The sequence below is a fragment of the Microcoleus sp. B3-D7 genome (genome assembly GCF_036705305.1).
Taxonomy (GTDB): domain Bacteria; phylum Cyanobacteriota; class Cyanobacteriia; order Cyanobacteriales; family Microcoleaceae; genus Microcoleus.
On sequence record NZ_JAUBUE010000027.1, the window covers coordinates 35,594 to 52,101 of the forward strand.

A 16,508-nucleotide genomic window follows, 5' to 3' on the forward strand; every position below is an offset into this window, starting at 1 on the left:
AATCCCCCAGGAAAGCGATTCAGGAAACTAGCTGCGCCATCGCCGGCTAGGTTTTTTACTGTTGACGATAACGCCGTCCTTTGCAGGACTACTCTGTGAACCGTCAACCAGCAGGGCTTAAGTTTTTTCGGCTCTCACCCCCGACTATGGGTCGGGAGTCGCTGACAGATTCAAAGAACCTCCAGAGAGAGTATGGTTTGGTCGTCTTCCTGAACGGGATTATCGGCTCGGATGTGAGCCAACAAATTGTCCAAGTTGAAAGAACCAGGTTCCTGAATCAAGAGTTGCCAAAGCCCTTCTTGTTGTAGCATAGAACGGGTTGGTACACCCCCTGCGACCGCTTCAGTGGTCACGCTAGCTTCAGTAATTCCGTCACTCGTCAGCAGAAATACATCTCCTGACTTTAATTCGATCGTACCTGCTTTGCCTCTCCAAACTGGTAGTATCCCCAAGGGAATGCCACGAGCTTTCAGGAAATTCGGCTCGGCTGGCGTTTTACCGCTAGCGGCTTGAGCTTTCACCTCCGAGTGAGACCAAACAATCGGGTAAATGTGACCGGCATTAGCAAAGGCGAGGTGTCCGGTTGACGGAGTGTAACGAGCTACAACCATTGTAATAAAATGGTTGTTGCCGATCAGGTCGTCAGACATACTGCTATTCATGTTCTGCATAACTTGAGCGGGTTCTGGAGAAACTTCTTGGGAAAGTTCCCGCCTCATCACCGAAATCGCGCTCGCCATAAATAGAGCAGCCGGAACTCCCTTACCCGAAACATCTCCCACCGCTATCCAAATATCTCCTTGGGAGTGGACGTAGACTTCAAAAAAGTCGCCACCAACTTCCCGCGCGGGATAGCAGCAAGCTTGCACTCTGACAGTTTCAAAATCCGGCCAACTTTGGCGCAACAAGTTTGTTTGGATTTGGCGAGCCACTTCCAACTCGTTTTGCATCTGCTTGGCTAAATCCAGAGTGCGCTGGTAGAGCTTAGCTTGAGACAGGGCGAGAGCAGCTTGAGCTGCTACACCTTCTATTAACTCTATATCTTCTGCCGACCAAGGGTTAGTGCCGCCAATCTGGGACAAAGCCAGTACCGCCAGCAATTCTTGCTGGTAAGTCAGGGGCACGGCAATCTCAACCGAGTTACCATTCGCCCCACTGTTTGAGTTCACTTGAGTTTGGCGGGTTGCTACAGCTTGAACCAGCAAATTTTCATCAAAAGAAAAGTTACTGGCATCGTCGGTTTGGGCTTGGTAGGGGAAGGTACTCGGCAATAGTCGATCGCTCTCTACCGGCCGCAGCATACAATAGTTGGCCTCAAAAGTTTGACCTACGGTTTGAACAATAGTTTGTACCATACTAGAGTAATCTAGCGACCCGCGAATGACGCTCATTACCTCATTGAACAGAGATTCCTTGCGTAAAGCGCGGCGCAATGCAACGCTGCGCTGCTTGTAGTATTTGTAAGTATCTGAGGCTTGATTGATCACCAATTTGAGTTCTTCTGGATTCCACGGTTTGGTGATGTATTTGAAAACTTGACCTGAGTTGATGGCCTCAACCAAATCTTCAACATCGGTGTATCCCGTTAGCAGAATCCGAATCGTATCGGGAAATCGCTCGACTGTTTTCCCCAAAAACTCGGTGCCATTCATTTCTGGCATCCGCTGGTCAGATATAATCACCGCCATCTCACCCTGTTCGTCTAGAACTTCCAGGGCGCTGAGGGCGCTATCTGCTTTGTAAACCTGAAAGTCGCGTCGAAACGTCCGGTACAATAAATCCAAGTTGTCGGGTTCGTCATCGACTACCATCAGTTTCAGCTTGCTTCCATCTCCCCGACTCATCTTTCTTCCCCCTTGAAAACCCCCACCATAGCTGTAATCAGCAAGGTGGCGGGAGGAAAAGGGGGGCTGGATATATGCAACATATCAGTTACGTCAAGTTGAGTTAAAGAAACCCGTTTTACCTCAAGGTGAGCATTCCTTTCGCACCATCTGTTCGCACAGATGAGAGGCTTTCGATACTGTAACCCGCCTCGGTAGGCCGCTTCAATAGGGAAAATTCCCGAGTCAGCTTTCACGCTGTGATACGAGCAATGACCTTGTTAGCAGTCGGTACTTTTCTAAACACACCAGCATTCAAAACTGCTAATTAATGCTCTGATTGCAGAGTTTTTAACTAGCTCGGCACTGTCCTCGGTGTGAATTTTAACACTTACTACTAACGCAGGTATTGCTACCTAAGTCTGGTCAACACCGGCTGTATTTCAAGCCCCACTGTACCCGGAGGGTTAGTGGTGGGTTGTTGGCGCTATTCCCTACATCTTTGCCGCATCGTACTTGATTGCTGCATGCAAGTCTCCCTAATCTCTGAACTTTTTGCAGCAAGCATATTACTACTGCCGAATCAAGTTATTCTTTCTGCCAGTCTGAGCTTAGCAGAACGAGAGCGGGGATTTCTAGCGACTTCTTCGGATTGTGGCCCGATCGGCTTTTTTGTCAGTACCTGCAAATTGGGTGTTCCTCTGAGTTGGTGCTTGACTGGTCGGTCTTCGAGACTGTGAAATGTAATGATTCCGATTCTCCCACCGGCTTTTAACCACCTTGGGGCTTGGTTGAGGAAAGTTTCTAAAGAAGCGAGTTCGGAGTTGACAGCTATCCTTAAAGCTTGGAAAGTACGGGTGGCCGGATGGATTCTGCCGTTGCGCTGCTTGGGGGGGAAGCTGGAGGCGATCGCCCCTGCAAGTTCTGTTGTTGTTTGAAAAGGACGCCCTTGCACAATCCGCCTTGCGATGCGCCGCGACAGTCGCTCCTCGCCGTACTTGTAAATAATATCTGCTAGTTTAACTTCTTCCCAGTGGTTGATAATCTCTTCTGCCGTCAAAGATTGCTGCTGGTTCATACGCATATCTAGTTGAGCTGGGTGGCGAAAACTAAATCCTCGTTCCGGTGTATCGAACTGAGCAGAGCTGACGCCCAAGTCTGCTATGATACCATCAAATTCGGCCTCTGGGGACTGATATTCAGCAAAGTTGCCGTGCCAAAACTCAACGGGAGAGTTGGCAAATCGGGCTTGGCAAAAACGGATGGCTTGTTCATCGCGGTCGATCGCCACCACTGTAACATCTGGCGCCGCCGCTAAAATCAAACTCGTGTGTCCGCCGCCCCCAAGCGTCGCGTCCAAATAGTGCCCGCCTGGACGCACAGCCAAACCCGCAATTAATTCTTGACCCAAAACTGGAACGTGATAGGTGTCAATACTGACATCTGATCCAGGGGTATCCTTCTCAGAGAGCTCGATATCCTTCATAATCTATAAAGCGAAACAAAAATCAACAATAGTCAGTAATCATTAATTCATTTAATTATGTCAAGAATTGAGACTAGAACCGAACCGATGGTGCTCAACATGGGGCCGCACCACCCATCCATGCACGGGGTACTCCGGTTAATTGTCACCCTGGACGGGGAAGATGTGGTGGACTGCGAGCCTGTTTTGGGCTATCTGCACCGGGGGATGGAAAAAATTGCCGAAAATCGCACCAACGTGATGTACGTGCCCTACGTGAGCCGCTGGGACTACGCTGCGGGGATGTTTAACGAAGCGGTGACAGTGAATGCACCGGAAAAGTTGGCAAATATTGCTGTCCCGAAACGGGCTAGTTATATTCGGGTAATTATGCTGGAGTTGAACCGGATTGCTAACCACTTGATGTGGGTAGGACCGTTTTTGGCGGACGTGGGCGCGCAAACTCCTTTTTTCTATACTATGCGCGATCGCGAACCAATTCTCGACTTGTGGGAAGCAGCCACAGGTTATCGCATGGTGAATAATAACTATTTCCGCATTGGCGGAGTCGCCGCAGATTTGCCCTACGGTTGGGTAGATAAGTGCGAAGATTTCTGCGATTACTTCATTCCCAAAATTGACGAGTACGAACGTTTAATTACCAACAATCCAATCTTCCGTCGCCGGATTGAAGGCCTGGGTACTATTTCTCGCGAAGAAGCGATTAACTGGGGACTATCCGGCCCTATGTTGCGGGGTTCCGGCGTAAATTGGGATTTGCGGAAAGTTGACCATTACGAATGTTATGACGACTTCGACTGGGAAGTTTGTACCGAAGCTGCTGGCGATTGTTTAGCCCGGTATTTAGTACGGATTCGGGAGATGCGCGAGTCTGTTAAGATTATCTATCAAGCCTTGAAAGGACTCCCCGGCGGTTCTTACGAGAATTTGGAAGCGAAGCGACTCGAAAGCGGTCCCAAATCTGAATGGAATGGTTTTGACTATCAGTTTATTGGCAAAAAAGTAGCGCCGACTTTTAAGATTCCCAAGGGCGAACATTATGTCCGCGTTGAAAGCGGCAAGGGTGAGTTGGGGATTTATATTATCGGGGATGATAGTGTGTTTCCTTGGCGCTGGAAGATTCGGGCTGCAGATTTTAATAATTTGCAGATTTTGCCTCACATTGTGCGGGGCGTGAAGATTGCGGATTTGGTGGCAATTTTGGGGAGTATCGACATTATTATGGGTTCGGTTGACAGGTAGGTTTTGTCGATTTTTATCTAAGAAATTAACCCGGTTTTTTTAGGGAACCGGGTTGATTTTTTTGAACCCCAGATAAACGCGGATAGATATCGATTAATTTTGCTGTTAAGGTAGCTAAAATATACCTGATTTCTCTCTTCTCTCTTCCTCTGTGCCCTCTGCACCCTCTGCGGTTAATAAAAAAAATCTCTCCTTCACAAATGAAATAACATCAACTTTGATTCGATAAATTATGAAAGTCCAGCAACCAGATATCAATGACAGCAACCCGGAGCTCTGCGCTTTAATCTGCGAAAGAATTGCCGCCAGTCCCCAGCAGCGTATTACTTTTGCTGAATATATGGACTTGGCATTATATCATCCGCAGCACGGTTATTACAATAGCGATCGCCAGTCGATCGGCAAACAAGGCGATTTTATCACGTCGTCTCATTGGGGGGCTGATTTTGCGGAGGTTTTGGCAGAGCAGTTTGTGGAAATGTGGGAATTGCTCGATCGCCCTTTCAATTTCGCGATCGTAGAAATGGGCGCTGGGCGGGGAATTTTTGCCGAAAATTTGCTGAAATATCTGCAACGGCAACATCCCGACTTATTTAAAAATTTAACATACATAATTGTTGAAATTTCGCCAAGACTTCAAGCGGAACAACGCCAAAAGTTAGGTGATATCAAGTGCGTTAAGTGGTGCAATTGGGATGAGATAGTTAATAATTCAATAATCGGTTGTTTCTTTTCTAATGAGTTAGTGGATGCTTTGCCCGTGCATCAATTCATTCTGGAAGAAGGGCAAGTTAGGGAGATTTATGTTGCCGCAGAAACACCAAAAAATGAGCAAGAAGAAATAAAATTTGTTGAGATATTTGGCGAAGTTTCTACGCCTAAAATTGCTGAATATTTTGATTTGGTGGGACTCGATTTGTCGGCGAGTGTTTATGGGAATAGTTATCGCAGTGAGGTAAATTTGGCGGCTTTGGACTGGATGAGTACAGTTGCTCAAAAGTTGCAACGGGGATATTTGTTAACTATTGATTATGGTTATCCGGCGCACCGCTATTACAATCCGAGGCGCAGAGAGGGGACGCTACAGTGTTATTATCTGCACCGATATCACAATAATCCTTATATTAATGTGGGGCGGCAAGATTTAACGGCTCATGTTAATTTTACAGCCCTAGAAAGGCAGGGTGAATTGTGCGGTTTGGATGTGGTAGGGTTTACTCAGCAGGCTTTGTTTTTGATGGCGTTGGGTTTGGGCGATCGTATTGCTTCTCTGTCTACAAAGGATGCCGAAGTATTGGATTTGGCAACGTTTTTGCGGCGCCGGGAGGCTTTGCATCAGTGGATCGATCCGATGGGTTTGGGGGGTTTTGGGGTTTTGGTGCAGTCAAAGGGGTTGAGGGAGGAGGAAAAGTCCGCGCGAGCGAAGCTATCCCATAGGGAATCGCTCAAAGGTTTCACGGTGCCTTAAGTTAACTAGAATCAGCAACACGCACTCTTTTCCAATTACTTTTGTCATCACTTAAGCGCACTGACTCAGCGGCGGAAATTCCCATTTTCCCGAATATAAAGTAGATGGTAGCTTTAAACAATAGGCAGCAGGAATCACCTCGATCAACCACCAATTAAACATATCTCGTTGGGCCGCAGCAAAACCAGAAATAGCATCCCCAGTAATGGCATTGTACAGAATATCTAAGATGGCATTGTAGGCTGTTTTGGTGTTGAGTGTTTGCAGCAAGCCGTAGAAGATATTATAAGCTTCGTCAGTAGCTTGATATTTTCCAATTTTGTTGATATTAGGAAACAAGGTATCAGCCCAAGTTTCTGGGATTTCACAACTATCCTTCAGCCAACAAGATACAATTCCTTCAACGATATCAGCTTTATGTTCTTCAGGAAAGTAATGTTTAATAGTCGGTTTAGCTGCTAATGCTATTCCATAAGCCATATAGACGTATCGCTGATGGGATATTGGATCGTTAGGCATTCCCAAGGCTGTCATTACTTCTACAAAAGCTTCTTCTACATTGCACTTTCCACCTCGTTCGTATAAATCGTCATATTTTCTGTCCCAAACCGTCTGAAGTGTTTGCTGTAATTGCTTTGGAATATCTGAATTGTTGGGCAACTTGAAATCGGTGTAATGACCTCTATCAAACTGTATCATTGACTTCCCTCCTTATGTATTTTTCTTAATTGTAAACTAGGAGCAAGGTAATATTAAGCTTCATATCACCTCCATTCTACCTTGCCCAGAGAAGCCAGTAAAGCCTTCCTTGGCTCTACTGGCTTTTTATCCTATATTTCTACGGATATGGCTCCTCGTAGAAGATAATCACTTCAATGTTGGGGAACGGCCTAGCAAAGTCTTCATCGCAGGTAGTGTTGCAGCCCGAACACATATCTCTCTCTGTGTAAATGTAAAGCCTTCCTATCGCCTCAGAAGGTACACTATCTCGTTCCAACTCTGCTGCAAGTGCATTGAAGAGCTTGTACTCAGCGTGTTTTTCGTTGTAATTTTCAGAGGCTGCTGCTCTGTCAATCCTTTGGGGAAAACACAACTTTGGCCCATTGTCTTGGCCTGGAATATTGAGAGGCTTTTTCTTGCTGGTAGCTTCTTCGCTATAAACTCTACCTATTGCGAGTTCTAGTACGGCAGCCGCAGCATTACCACCACTGGGTCTTCCAATATCTCTCGATCGAACATCTTTAGCCTTAGTCCGCAGTTCCTCTACCATATCCAAATGGCAATCAAGTATCTCTTGGGGATACTGGTAATGACGTGCGTTTCTATAGGGGTTGCCTGTAGTTAAGTTTTGTTTCACGCGATTAATTTTATTTTTATAGAGTATTTTATATCTAACCTATCTAACCTGACTTAGACATAAGCTTACAGCCTCCTCTGACTCAGTTATTTTAATTATAGCACATTTCCGATTAACTGCAAACTCTGCTCGAATCCCTCGGATTCAGCCCATTTTAATCGTTGTTGAATAGACATCCCCTGCAACTTTTTACTCATTTCATATAAATCAACTTGGGGATAATCCCCCTTAAATAGCGGAATTAAAGCCTCAACAACAGCAGCGATTCCCTGCGGCGGCACTGCATTGCCAATCTGCCGCCGCACTTCAGTCGTAGAACCTTCAAAAACAAAATCATCGGGAAATGTTTGCAATCTTGCCCTTTCACGATTTGTCAAAGAACGCGGTTCTAAATAATGATAACCCCAAGTTCCGCCACCTCCACCAGCAATGATTGTTGATGATGGTTTATCTGGATGAATTCGCCGATAAACGTGACTGATCATGCCTTTGACATAGTATGGACTATCCTTGGGAATATCAGAGAAATTGCCTCCCGGTTTAATTCGATTTAAAATTTCAACGGTGCGGGCTTGAATTTTATGATGTTTGTTATTGTCAAGAACTGCTTCCACATTTTTGAGTGCTTCGCCCGCAGTTCGATAAGGATTTTTGCGATCTTGACCGTATTCTGGCTGAGGATGCACAAAGTTAAATCCTGTATCCATCCGAATGCCAACTAATAACACTCTTTGGCGAAATTGCGGAACTCCGTAATCAGCAAAGTTGTAAAGTTTAGGTTTAACTAAGTAGCCGGGAGCGATACTTTCAAAGTCAGAAATTATTTGTTTTATTGCTTGATAATTATTGGCACTTAATAAGCCTTTAACATTTTCTGCTACAAAAGCTTTGGGCTTTTTTTTATTGACAAAATCGAGAAAGTATGTATATAAATTACCTCTGGTTCCTTCAAGTCCGGGACGTTTCCAAATTAGGGAGAAATCTTGACAGGGGAACCCTCCTATACATATTTCCGCTTCTGGAACTTGTCCAATGTCTATATTTTCTATACTGTCGTTGATGATGACATCGGCGATGTTTCTCCTGAATGTTTTGCAGGCGTATTGATTGGAGTCGATCGCCCAAACTACCTCAAATCCGGCTTGGTGGAATGGCAAATCCATGCCGCCGCAACCAGAAAATAAGGATATGAGTCGCGGTTTTTTTGTCCAGGCGATCGGCTGGAGAGGTTCGATTAACATAGGAGTGTAAAGTTAGCCAAGGGCGGGCTGGATGCCCGCACCACAAGAGTGTCATCATACCAAAACCCGATCGAACTCGACTCATCAATTGATATTTCACTCTTCATCATCTAACTCGATCCCCGCTTGACGCAGTTTTTCTGCCAATCTTTCAGCGCGCACTCTTTCGCGATCGGCTCTTTCTTCCGACCACAGCAATAACTCGCCTTCTGCATCCCACCACCTCAACCAACAGCCTGTCCTTCCTTCGTGGGTTCCTTCCCAAACTCCTAAAAACAAGTTTAATCCCGGTATCCAATAACGTCCATTTTCATCGGGTTTTTGCAAGTTGTAGTGCTCTGATTCTAAATCGTAAACTTCTAAATGAGCTGTTTTTGCTCGGAATATGACGTATCTCGGTACTTTGATTACTCGCTCGTAAAAATACCACTTTCCCACCCGCGAGGTAAATTCAACGGAGTATTCTTCTCCATAGGTTTCTGAAAGAAACTCCATCACAATTTGGGGGATGGTTCCTTCTGTGTGTGGCGTGTAACTGCGGCGGACTTGCGAGACATTTTTTGGATTGACGGGTTTCACGTACATCCAATCGGGTGCTTTGCAGATAATGCGCTGTTCGTCGCTGCTTGAACCTGGGAAACTTAGGCCGGCACACAATGCAAAGTTGGAAACAATTAAGGCATCCTGCATTAATTCTGGAAATGCTGTTAGCGGCTGGCGCAAAGCTGCGGCTAATAATGGTTGGCTTTCGTCTTCCACGGGGTCGTCTGGTAGTTGAAAATCTTCTGGTAGTAGCGGCCAAGTGATTTTGAGTTTTGTTTCTAGGTTTTTAGTTCCTACCGACATAGTTTATCAGAGGTTAAATGTTTTAATGCTTAAATTATATCTCTTGGTTTTTGGGATTAATGTTAATGGCTTAATCACGAGGCAGAGCCTCTGGGTATGCGTTACCGGGCAGAGCCTGGTAACGAGGAACCGAGAGTTTTAAGGGTTGTTAATTTTGTGCTGTAGTTCGCCAGTCATTGCTAGTAGTTCTGATTGCCCGATCGCACTTTGTTCACCACTCGCCAACCACTTCAATTGTACCGTCTCGTTTTCAGCTTCCGCATCTCCCAAAACTAAACACCCAACCGCACCGCTGCGATCGGCTCTTTTAAACTGTTTCCCGAAAGCACTACCGCTCAAATCTATCTCGACACTAAACCCCGCACTTCGCAATTTTTGAGCTAACAATACCGATTGCTGTTCTGCTTTTTCGCCCCTGGATACCAAATAAAAATCTAACTTTGGCACGGGCAAAGGTTGCAACTTTTGCAGCAGGATAATCAACCTTTCGATACCCATTGCCCAACCAACTGCCGCCGTATCTGGGCCACCCAATTCCTTTACTAAACCGTCGTAGCGGCCGCCTCCGCAAACTGTGGCTTGCGCTCCCAAATCGTCGGAGATAATTTCAAATGCGGTGTAGGTATAGTAATCTAAACCGCGCACTAATCTGGGATTTAACTGATAGCTAATTCCTAAATTTGTGAGCATTTGCTGCACTTGCTCGAAGTGCGATCGCGATTCCTCTCCCAAATATTCTAAAATACTCGGCGCACCAGCTACAATTTCTTGAGTGCGCTGATTTTTGCTGTCCAAAATCCGCAGCGGATTGCGAGTCAAGCGGTCTTGAGAATCGGCGTCTAATTCGTCTTTGTACGGTGTAAAATAATCTATTAATGCTTGCCGATAATTTTGTCTGTCTTCCTTATTTCCGACAGAATTAATATCGAGGCGCAAATTTTTTAAACCGAGAGTTTGCAGGATGTCGCAGGCGATGGCAATTACCTCGACATCCGCACGAGGATTCGCACTCCCCAAGACTTCCACGCCAATTTGATTAAACTGCCGCTGTCTTCCTTCTTGCGCGCGTTCGTAGCGAAACATCGGCCCCGCATACCACAGACGCTGCACGTCTCCCGCCGCGTACAAACTGTTTTGAATAAAAGCTCGGACTACTCCGGCGGTGCCTTCTGGACGCAAAGTAGTCGATCGATCGCCCTTATCCTTAAAAGTGTACATTTCTTTGCCCACAACATCGGTAGCTTCGCCGATGCCACGTTCAAATAAAGATGTCTGTTCAAAAATTGGCGTCCGAATTTCTCGATAAGCCGCTTTTTTTAAAATGGTTCTAGCGACTTCTTCTATATTTTGCCAATATTGAATTTCTGCGGGCAAAATATCCCGCGTTCCCGGTAAAGTTTTAATTGCACTCATTTTGTTAGTCAGTTGTCAGTTGGCAGTTGTCAGTTGTGATTAGTAATTAGTCATTACTCATTAGCCATGAGTCATTAGTTATTAGTCAAGAGTTAACAGTTAACAGTCAACAACTAACAATTCCCAATAACTAATGACTTAATAATTCCCACGCTCCGTAACGATCGCCATAATAAGCCAAAATGCGATCGACCCGCTCGCGACCTGCCAAATCGAACCCTTCAGGATACTGTATCCACAAACCCCCAACTTGGCTGTCGTAGTAATCAAACCGCTGCGACTGCTGCGGAATTAAACCGGTTTCCACCCCTTCAACTTGACGCAAATGGATCGCCACTTCGCGATACACCGCCAGTGGCAATCCAGGGCATTGAATTTGATAGCGGAGTTGTTTTTCTTGTGCCGTTTGCATCATTTCTTTGCCTGTCCCCAACCAAAATCCCTACTTAAGATACTTCTTTATCGATCGGCCGCGGTAGAGGACAGCAGTTAATATTGTCCAAACATACCTTTCCCCACTGCAATGCCCAGCGTACAAGCGTAACTCGATTGTCAGCGCGCGTCTTGTTCAAGATATTGCTAATGTGGTTGTCAACTGTACGCTTGCTAATCTCTAACTTTTCGGCGATTTTCTCATTAGTCAATCCGGCCGCTACTAACTCTACCACTTGCAATTCTCTGTCCGACAGGGTGACAGGGGTCCCAGAGACAATCCCACTCATAAATTTTTCCTATGTCTGCATATTTACCTATCTACAATTCTAAAGGATGAGGGATCGAGTATGAAGAGAAAATTAAATTTCCTGTGCTACTCTTTCGGGTCCGAAGCACAAACTCGCTTGTAGAATGGCCAGGAGTGCAAACCCAGCGCGCACACGGCAAGACGCGCAGCCACCACTGCTTGTGCGTCGGGTGGCAGATGCTGCCTTTACCTACGCGCATCTGACATCCGGGCCCAACCTGCAGATGTTTGCGCGTAAAACAACTAACTTATAAGACCGCACTATATTTCAGCCTTTAGGGAGTAACTGCCAATATCAGTAAGTCTGATATTATAGGAGCAGCCATAAAAAAATAGCTTGCAATTTTTCTGGGATGGGTTAAAAATCATTATTGACCTGTCTACTGCTGGTCTAAAATCTCAAATCTAAAATCTAAAATTTCTATGACTTATCCTCGCGTTCTGTGTCTGGGTGAAGTTTTATTTGATTGTTTAGCAGACAAACCAGGAGTATCTCTCGAAGAGGTAGAATCTTGGACGGCATATCCCGGCGGTGCTCCTGCTAATGTTGCCTGTGCTTTGGTTAAATTGGGGACGGCGGCGGGATTTATCGGTGCTGTAGGTGGGGATGAATTGGGGAATTCCCTAGTGCAGGTATTGCAAGAAGTAGGGGTTGATATCGCTGGAGTGCAGCGACATCCAAGTGCGCCGACGCGGCAAGTTTATGTCTTGCGGAATGAAGCGGGCGATCGAAATTTTGCAGGTTTTGGCGAATTTGATACTGCGGATTTTGCAGACACCCGCCTCCTTGCTGGAGAACTACCCGAAGTGTTGTTTGAAAATGCCGAATATTTAGTGCTAGGTACTTTAGAATTAGCTTATCCTGAAAGTCGAGAGGCGATCGTCCGAGCGATCGAACTAGCAGAACAGTATGACGTTAAAATTATACTTGACATCAATTGGCGTCCCGTGTTTTGGCAAAATCCAGACGAAGCAAAAGCGCGCATTAGAAAAATTTTAAAAAAAGTTGATTTTGTCAAGTTATCTGAGGAAGAAGCCGAATGGTTGTTTGACACTACCGATGCTGGAGCTATTACCTACCGTCTCGATTCTGTAGAAGGCGTTTTGGTGACTGCGGGCGAAAAAGGTTGCGCTTATTGTATCTCGGAAAATGAAGGAAAAATCCCCGCATTTACAGTAGATGTTGAGGATACAACAGGGGCTGGCGACGCATTTCTAGCTGGTTTTGTGCGACAGTTGTGCAAGCAGGGAATTAAGAATTTAGCCGATCCCAAAATAGCCCAAACAATTGTAACTTATGCCAGTGCGGTAGGTGCCATGACAGCGATGAAACCGGGCGCAATTAGATCTCAACCTACTGCGGCTGAAGTAGAAGCTTTCTTATATTTGTACAAAAATTAAGGCCGCAAACCTATCAGCATGGAAACGGAGAGGGGGCTAAATTTGGTTCAGAAACTCGGTTTATCAGAAAAAAAATAACTTTTATACTAAATCCGCCTTAAAAAACCTCAATCCGGCTGTTTGAAATCCATACTCTATAGCAATTTTTGCAGGAGTAGTAAATTTTTCCCCCCCGCGCAACCCTCCCCGAACCAGCTCGCTCGGGAGTAAGAAATTCACAAATGATGCGAGGATTTCTATACAAACTCTCCTTCTAGCTGAGAGAAACTAAGAAATCAAGGGGTATTGAAGCCAGATTTGGTATCACAGGTTTTATTGTGGGCAATTAACCGCACATCAGATGAATTCTAATTTGGCGCAAGATTAACTCTAACGGCTGCGAAGCATCTATGATAATTGCATCTTCAGGTTCTTCGAGACTGTCTAACTGACTTAACAGCAAGTCTGCTTTCATGTAGTGATTTTCGCGATTTTTTAACCTTGTGGCTAATAGCTGAAAAGAACATTTGAGATAAACTATCTTCATTCGCTTTTGGTCTCGGTAGAGCATTTCGCGGTAGGATGCTTTTAAAGCAGAACAAGCCAAAACCACATTTTTATTTTCTAACAGCCACCTGTCTATTGCGGCTTGCAATTGTAATAGCCAAGGAAGGCGATCCGCATCTTCTAAAGGAATGCCCCGACTCATTTTATCGATATTAGCTGATGGGTGAAAATCGTCAGCATCGCTGAAATCCCAGTTGAGAGATTGCGCCAGCAACTTGCCAACAGTAGTTTTGCCAGAACCTGAGACTCCCATCACGATCGTAATCATGGCACTTATTTACCGAATACTTGCAATTTTATCAAGTTGTGCGATCGACAAACCGGGTTTCTTAAGTTGCCGGATGAATTCTACCACCCTAAAAAATTCAATAAACCCGGTTTATTTTTGATTCTAGATCAAATTTCTTCCATAGTGGGTCTAATGAAATTATAAGCCAAAACGCCGATAACTCCACCGATCACTGGGAATACAATAAACGCCCATAACTGTTGGATTGCCCATCCGCCTTGAAAAAGTGCGACACCGATACTTCTAGCGGGGTTAACTGAAGTATTGGTTACGGGAATTCCGATTAAGTGAATCAACACCAGCATTAAGCCGATCGGAATTCCGCCCAAACCGACGGGATATTTGGGATGGGTAGTACCCATGATTGTAAATAACAGAAAAGCAGTCAGTACAATTTCCGTCAAAGCTGCTGCCAAAAGTCCGTAACCAGTGGGAGAATGTTCTGCAAAACCGTTAGATGCAAATCCAGAAGCAGCCGCATCAAAGCCTGGTTTTCCTGATGCTATCATATACAAAACAAGACCGCCTAAAATTCCCCCTACAATCTGACCGCCTATATAATAAGGAAGCAAAACAGCATCGATCAGTTTGGCAACTACTAAACCGATGCTTACCGCCGGATTAATATGGCATCCAGAGATAGGGCCGATCGTATAAACCATGATTAAGAGGGATAGACCAAAAGCGATCGAAACTCCCAAAAAGCCGATTTTGTCTCCAGCTAAAACCGCACTGCCACATCCACCTAATACCAACACAAAAGTACCAAAAGCTTCAGCAACCCCAATCTTTATTCTTTTGTTCATACTCACAATTATCTCAAGTTTCTAATCGGTCAATTTCACACCCATACGAGTTCTATTTATAAAAACTATAAATAGAATTAGTTTCACTAAGCGCAACAATACTAATCAAAATCATTAGCAACATATAGCTCTAATTTTCATAAATTGTATGAGCTTAACTGAGAATGCGAAATAGGGAATCGATAAATTAGCTCAAACATACTCTATTATGTAAAAAATGTCAACACTTAGCTAATTATTCCTCTAAATGGTGCAATTTTCTGTATTCAATCTGTATTCAATTCACAATAATTAACTTGACTTCTTCCCTAATTATGAAATTGTAATTTTACTTATTGTTGCTGATTATCCGATCGCACTTGCAGCTAAAACATCACTCCTAACCGGCTGGTACATCGGGCCTTGGAAAGGGCGAAAGTCTCGCCAATCGGCGGTCATTTTGCACAGCAAGCGGAACTGTAGCGGCGTTGGGGGTTGGTTGAGACGATCGACTTCTACGCGAATCAATTCTGGATGCTGCGAAATAATTTCAAAAATATCATCCACAAGATAGCGCTGACAATAGCCGACAATCCAGTGATCTTTAGTACACAGAAGCAGACGGGAAGCGCGCGGATTTTTAAATTCGTGGGCTAAATACAAAAGTTCGCCCACTTGAAGCCGATTAATCCGTTCAATTGCCGACTTTGAAAGGTATCGCAGTCCATCTGCAAAAAAATGGATAAAGTAACGTCCATTTTCATCTGGTTCGGGACAAGGGAACACCTCAAATTTATCAGTTGCCCGTTTACCTCCGCTGCGCGCCAATAAAGCAATTAAGTCATGTTCGTGTTCAGGGATATTCAACCACTGTACAAATTCAGGGTAGTCAGGGCGCGATCGGGCCATCACTCGATTAGAAAACAACGCAAACAGTTTCTGTGAAGTGTAAACCTTCTTGAAATCCGGGAAAGATGGTAAGGGTTGAAACCCGCACTTAAGTTTAGCTTCTAGAACACCATTTGTATAATTGAACTGGTATTCTTTACCGTTAAATGTCAATCGACCAATCGGAAACCAAGAACCGCTGTCCGGGCTTTGCCAAGCCAAAAATAGTGTTTTCAAAGCAAATCTCCTTTCAATTCAAGCAGTGCACACCTTACACAAGGATAGGGTTGCGCCCTACGGCGCACCTTACCGCTATAAGTAGCCTGTCAAACCAATTTTTACGTAAGCCCTGTGAATTTATTCTCCTAGTCTATAGGAAATGGCATCAAAATTTAGTATTTTTGACTTTCTGCCATGACGACAACAGCACCAATCAACTGAATAAACATCTTTTTTAACCATAAGCTCAAGCTAGAATAATACCACAAATGCGGACACTAACTTAAATTTTGCTTAACAGGATTGTAGTGAATATAGTTTAAATGCTGTTCAAAATCATCTTGTTTGGAAATAGGATATCCCCAAAAGCGCCGCTCCAAAACATCCCATCCTAGACCCTTTCGGTCAGAAAATGAGACATTTTGACTCACAGTTACTTGACCTCGAAAAGATTGTGTAAATACAACTTTTATATCTCTAATAAGCTTGGCATAGGCAGTATGATTAGGAAGTAATTTTTACCAAAAATGGATGTGGTTGGGCAATACAACAGCCCAATAATTTCAAAAGGTTATTCTGATTTAATCGCCCCTACAGCCTTGCGGAGTTGCGAGACATTTTCTGACTCTGAAAATAGCGGTGTGCGATTGTAGGTAACAAGCGTTAGGAAGAAACTTCCACCAGGAAGGTAAAATCGGCGATAGTTTGGCATTAATATCGTCCTCCTACTTTTTTATAGGGCATTTTATATCATTTCCGGTT

Annotated in this window: 16 protein-coding genes; 3 read left to right on the forward strand and 13 right to left on the reverse strand. The window is 44.7% G+C overall.

Features of this window, described 5'->3' with window-relative positions:
* Positions 1–170: 170 nt before the first annotated feature.
* Together QUB25_RS18310 and rsmH are read right to left on the reverse strand one after the other, a co-directional pair.
* Positions 171–1,844 carry a SpoIIE family protein phosphatase gene (locus QUB25_RS18310; RefSeq protein ID WP_333184890.1) on the reverse strand — a complete coding sequence of 558 codons (1,674 nt, stop codon included), beginning with the start codon at positions 1,842–1,844 and terminating at the stop codon, positions 171–173.
* 562 nt (positions 1,845–2,406) lie between these two features.
* Positions 2,407–3,309, reverse strand: a complete 903-nt coding sequence (gene rsmH, locus QUB25_RS18315; RefSeq protein ID WP_333184892.1) for a 16S rRNA (cytosine(1402)-N(4))-methyltransferase RsmH — start codon at positions 3,307–3,309, stop codon at positions 2,407–2,409.
* A 57-nt stretch (positions 3,310–3,366) separates the two neighbouring features.
* On the opposite strand from rsmH, the gene QUB25_RS18320 reads away from it, so the two are divergent.
* Positions 3,367–4,551: an NAD(P)H-quinone oxidoreductase subunit H gene (locus tag QUB25_RS18320; protein WP_333037518.1), complete on the forward strand. Its 1,185-nt coding sequence runs from the start codon at positions 3,367–3,369 to the stop codon at positions 4,549–4,551.
* Positions 4,552–4,783: 232 nt separating this feature from the next.
* The gene (locus tag QUB25_RS18325; RefSeq protein ID WP_333184895.1) at positions 4,784–6,019 is read left to right on the forward strand and encodes a class I SAM-dependent methyltransferase; all 1,236 of its coding nucleotides are present in this window, start codon (positions 4,784–4,786) and stop codon (positions 6,017–6,019) included.
* Between the two features lie 51 nt (positions 6,020–6,070).
* Here QUB25_RS18325 and QUB25_RS18330 read toward each other — a convergent pair whose 3' ends face one another.
* The 7 genes from QUB25_RS18330 to QUB25_RS18360 all read right to left on the reverse strand — a co-directional run bounded on the left by QUB25_RS18330 (position 6,071) and on the right by QUB25_RS18360 (position 11,598).
* Entirely contained in the window at positions 6,071–6,718 is a 648-nt protein-coding gene (locus tag QUB25_RS18330; RefSeq protein WP_333184898.1) for a hypothetical protein, read from the reverse strand.
* Positions 6,719–6,857: 139 nt separating this feature from the next.
* Positions 6,858–7,376: a deaminase domain-containing protein gene (locus tag QUB25_RS18335; protein WP_333184901.1), complete on the reverse strand. Its 519-nt coding sequence runs from the start codon at positions 7,374–7,376 to the stop codon at positions 6,858–6,860.
* Between the two features lie 95 nt (positions 7,377–7,471).
* Positions 7,472–8,617, reverse strand: a complete 1,146-nt coding sequence (locus QUB25_RS18340) for a DNA cytosine methyltransferase (protein WP_333184904.1) — start codon at positions 8,615–8,617, stop codon at positions 7,472–7,474.
* Positions 8,618–8,713: 96 nt separating this feature from the next.
* Positions 8,714–9,463, reverse strand: a complete 750-nt coding sequence (locus tag QUB25_RS18345; protein ID WP_333184907.1) for a Uma2 family endonuclease — start codon at positions 9,461–9,463, stop codon at positions 8,714–8,716.
* Between the two features lie 138 nt (positions 9,464–9,601).
* Positions 9,602–10,876: a histidine--tRNA ligase gene (gene hisS, locus QUB25_RS18350; protein WP_333184910.1), complete on the reverse strand. Its 1,275-nt coding sequence runs from the start codon at positions 10,874–10,876 to the stop codon at positions 9,602–9,604.
* A gap of 130 nt (positions 10,877–11,006) precedes the next feature.
* On the reverse strand, positions 11,007–11,288 hold the full coding sequence (locus tag QUB25_RS18355; RefSeq protein WP_333061263.1) for a hypothetical protein: 282 nt from the start codon (positions 11,286–11,288) through the stop codon (positions 11,007–11,009).
* A gap of 34 nt (positions 11,289–11,322) precedes the next feature.
* The gene (locus QUB25_RS18360; RefSeq protein ID WP_006633901.1) at positions 11,323–11,598 is read right to left on the reverse strand and encodes a photosynthetic electron transport-dependent transcriptional regulator PedR; all 276 of its coding nucleotides are present in this window, start codon (positions 11,596–11,598) and stop codon (positions 11,323–11,325) included.
* Between the two features lie 443 nt (positions 11,599–12,041).
* Between QUB25_RS18360 and QUB25_RS18365 the strand changes: the two genes are divergently transcribed.
* Positions 12,042–13,019, forward strand: a complete 978-nt coding sequence (locus QUB25_RS18365) for a carbohydrate kinase (RefSeq protein WP_333184913.1) — start codon at positions 12,042–12,044, stop codon at positions 13,017–13,019.
* A 325-nt stretch (positions 13,020–13,344) separates the two neighbouring features.
* Here QUB25_RS18365 and QUB25_RS18370 read toward each other — a convergent pair whose 3' ends face one another.
* The 4 genes from QUB25_RS18370 to QUB25_RS18385 all read right to left on the reverse strand — a co-directional run bounded on the left by QUB25_RS18370 (position 13,345) and on the right by QUB25_RS18385 (position 16,458).
* Complete coding sequence (locus tag QUB25_RS18370) at positions 13,345–13,833, reverse strand: gluconokinase (protein WP_333037532.1); 489 nt, start codon at positions 13,831–13,833, stop codon at positions 13,345–13,347.
* Between the two features lie 128 nt (positions 13,834–13,961).
* Complete coding sequence (gene aqpZ, locus QUB25_RS18375; RefSeq protein WP_333061191.1) at positions 13,962–14,660, reverse strand: aquaporin Z; 699 nt, start codon at positions 14,658–14,660, stop codon at positions 13,962–13,964.
* Between the two features lie 345 nt (positions 14,661–15,005).
* Positions 15,006–15,764, reverse strand: a complete 759-nt coding sequence (locus QUB25_RS18380) for a DNA-binding protein (protein ID WP_333061192.1) — start codon at positions 15,762–15,764, stop codon at positions 15,006–15,008.
* A gap of 553 nt (positions 15,765–16,317) precedes the next feature.
* Positions 16,318–16,458: a hypothetical protein gene (locus tag QUB25_RS18385; protein WP_333061193.1), complete on the reverse strand. Its 141-nt coding sequence runs from the start codon at positions 16,456–16,458 to the stop codon at positions 16,318–16,320.
* Positions 16,459–16,508 lie beyond the last annotated feature (50 nt).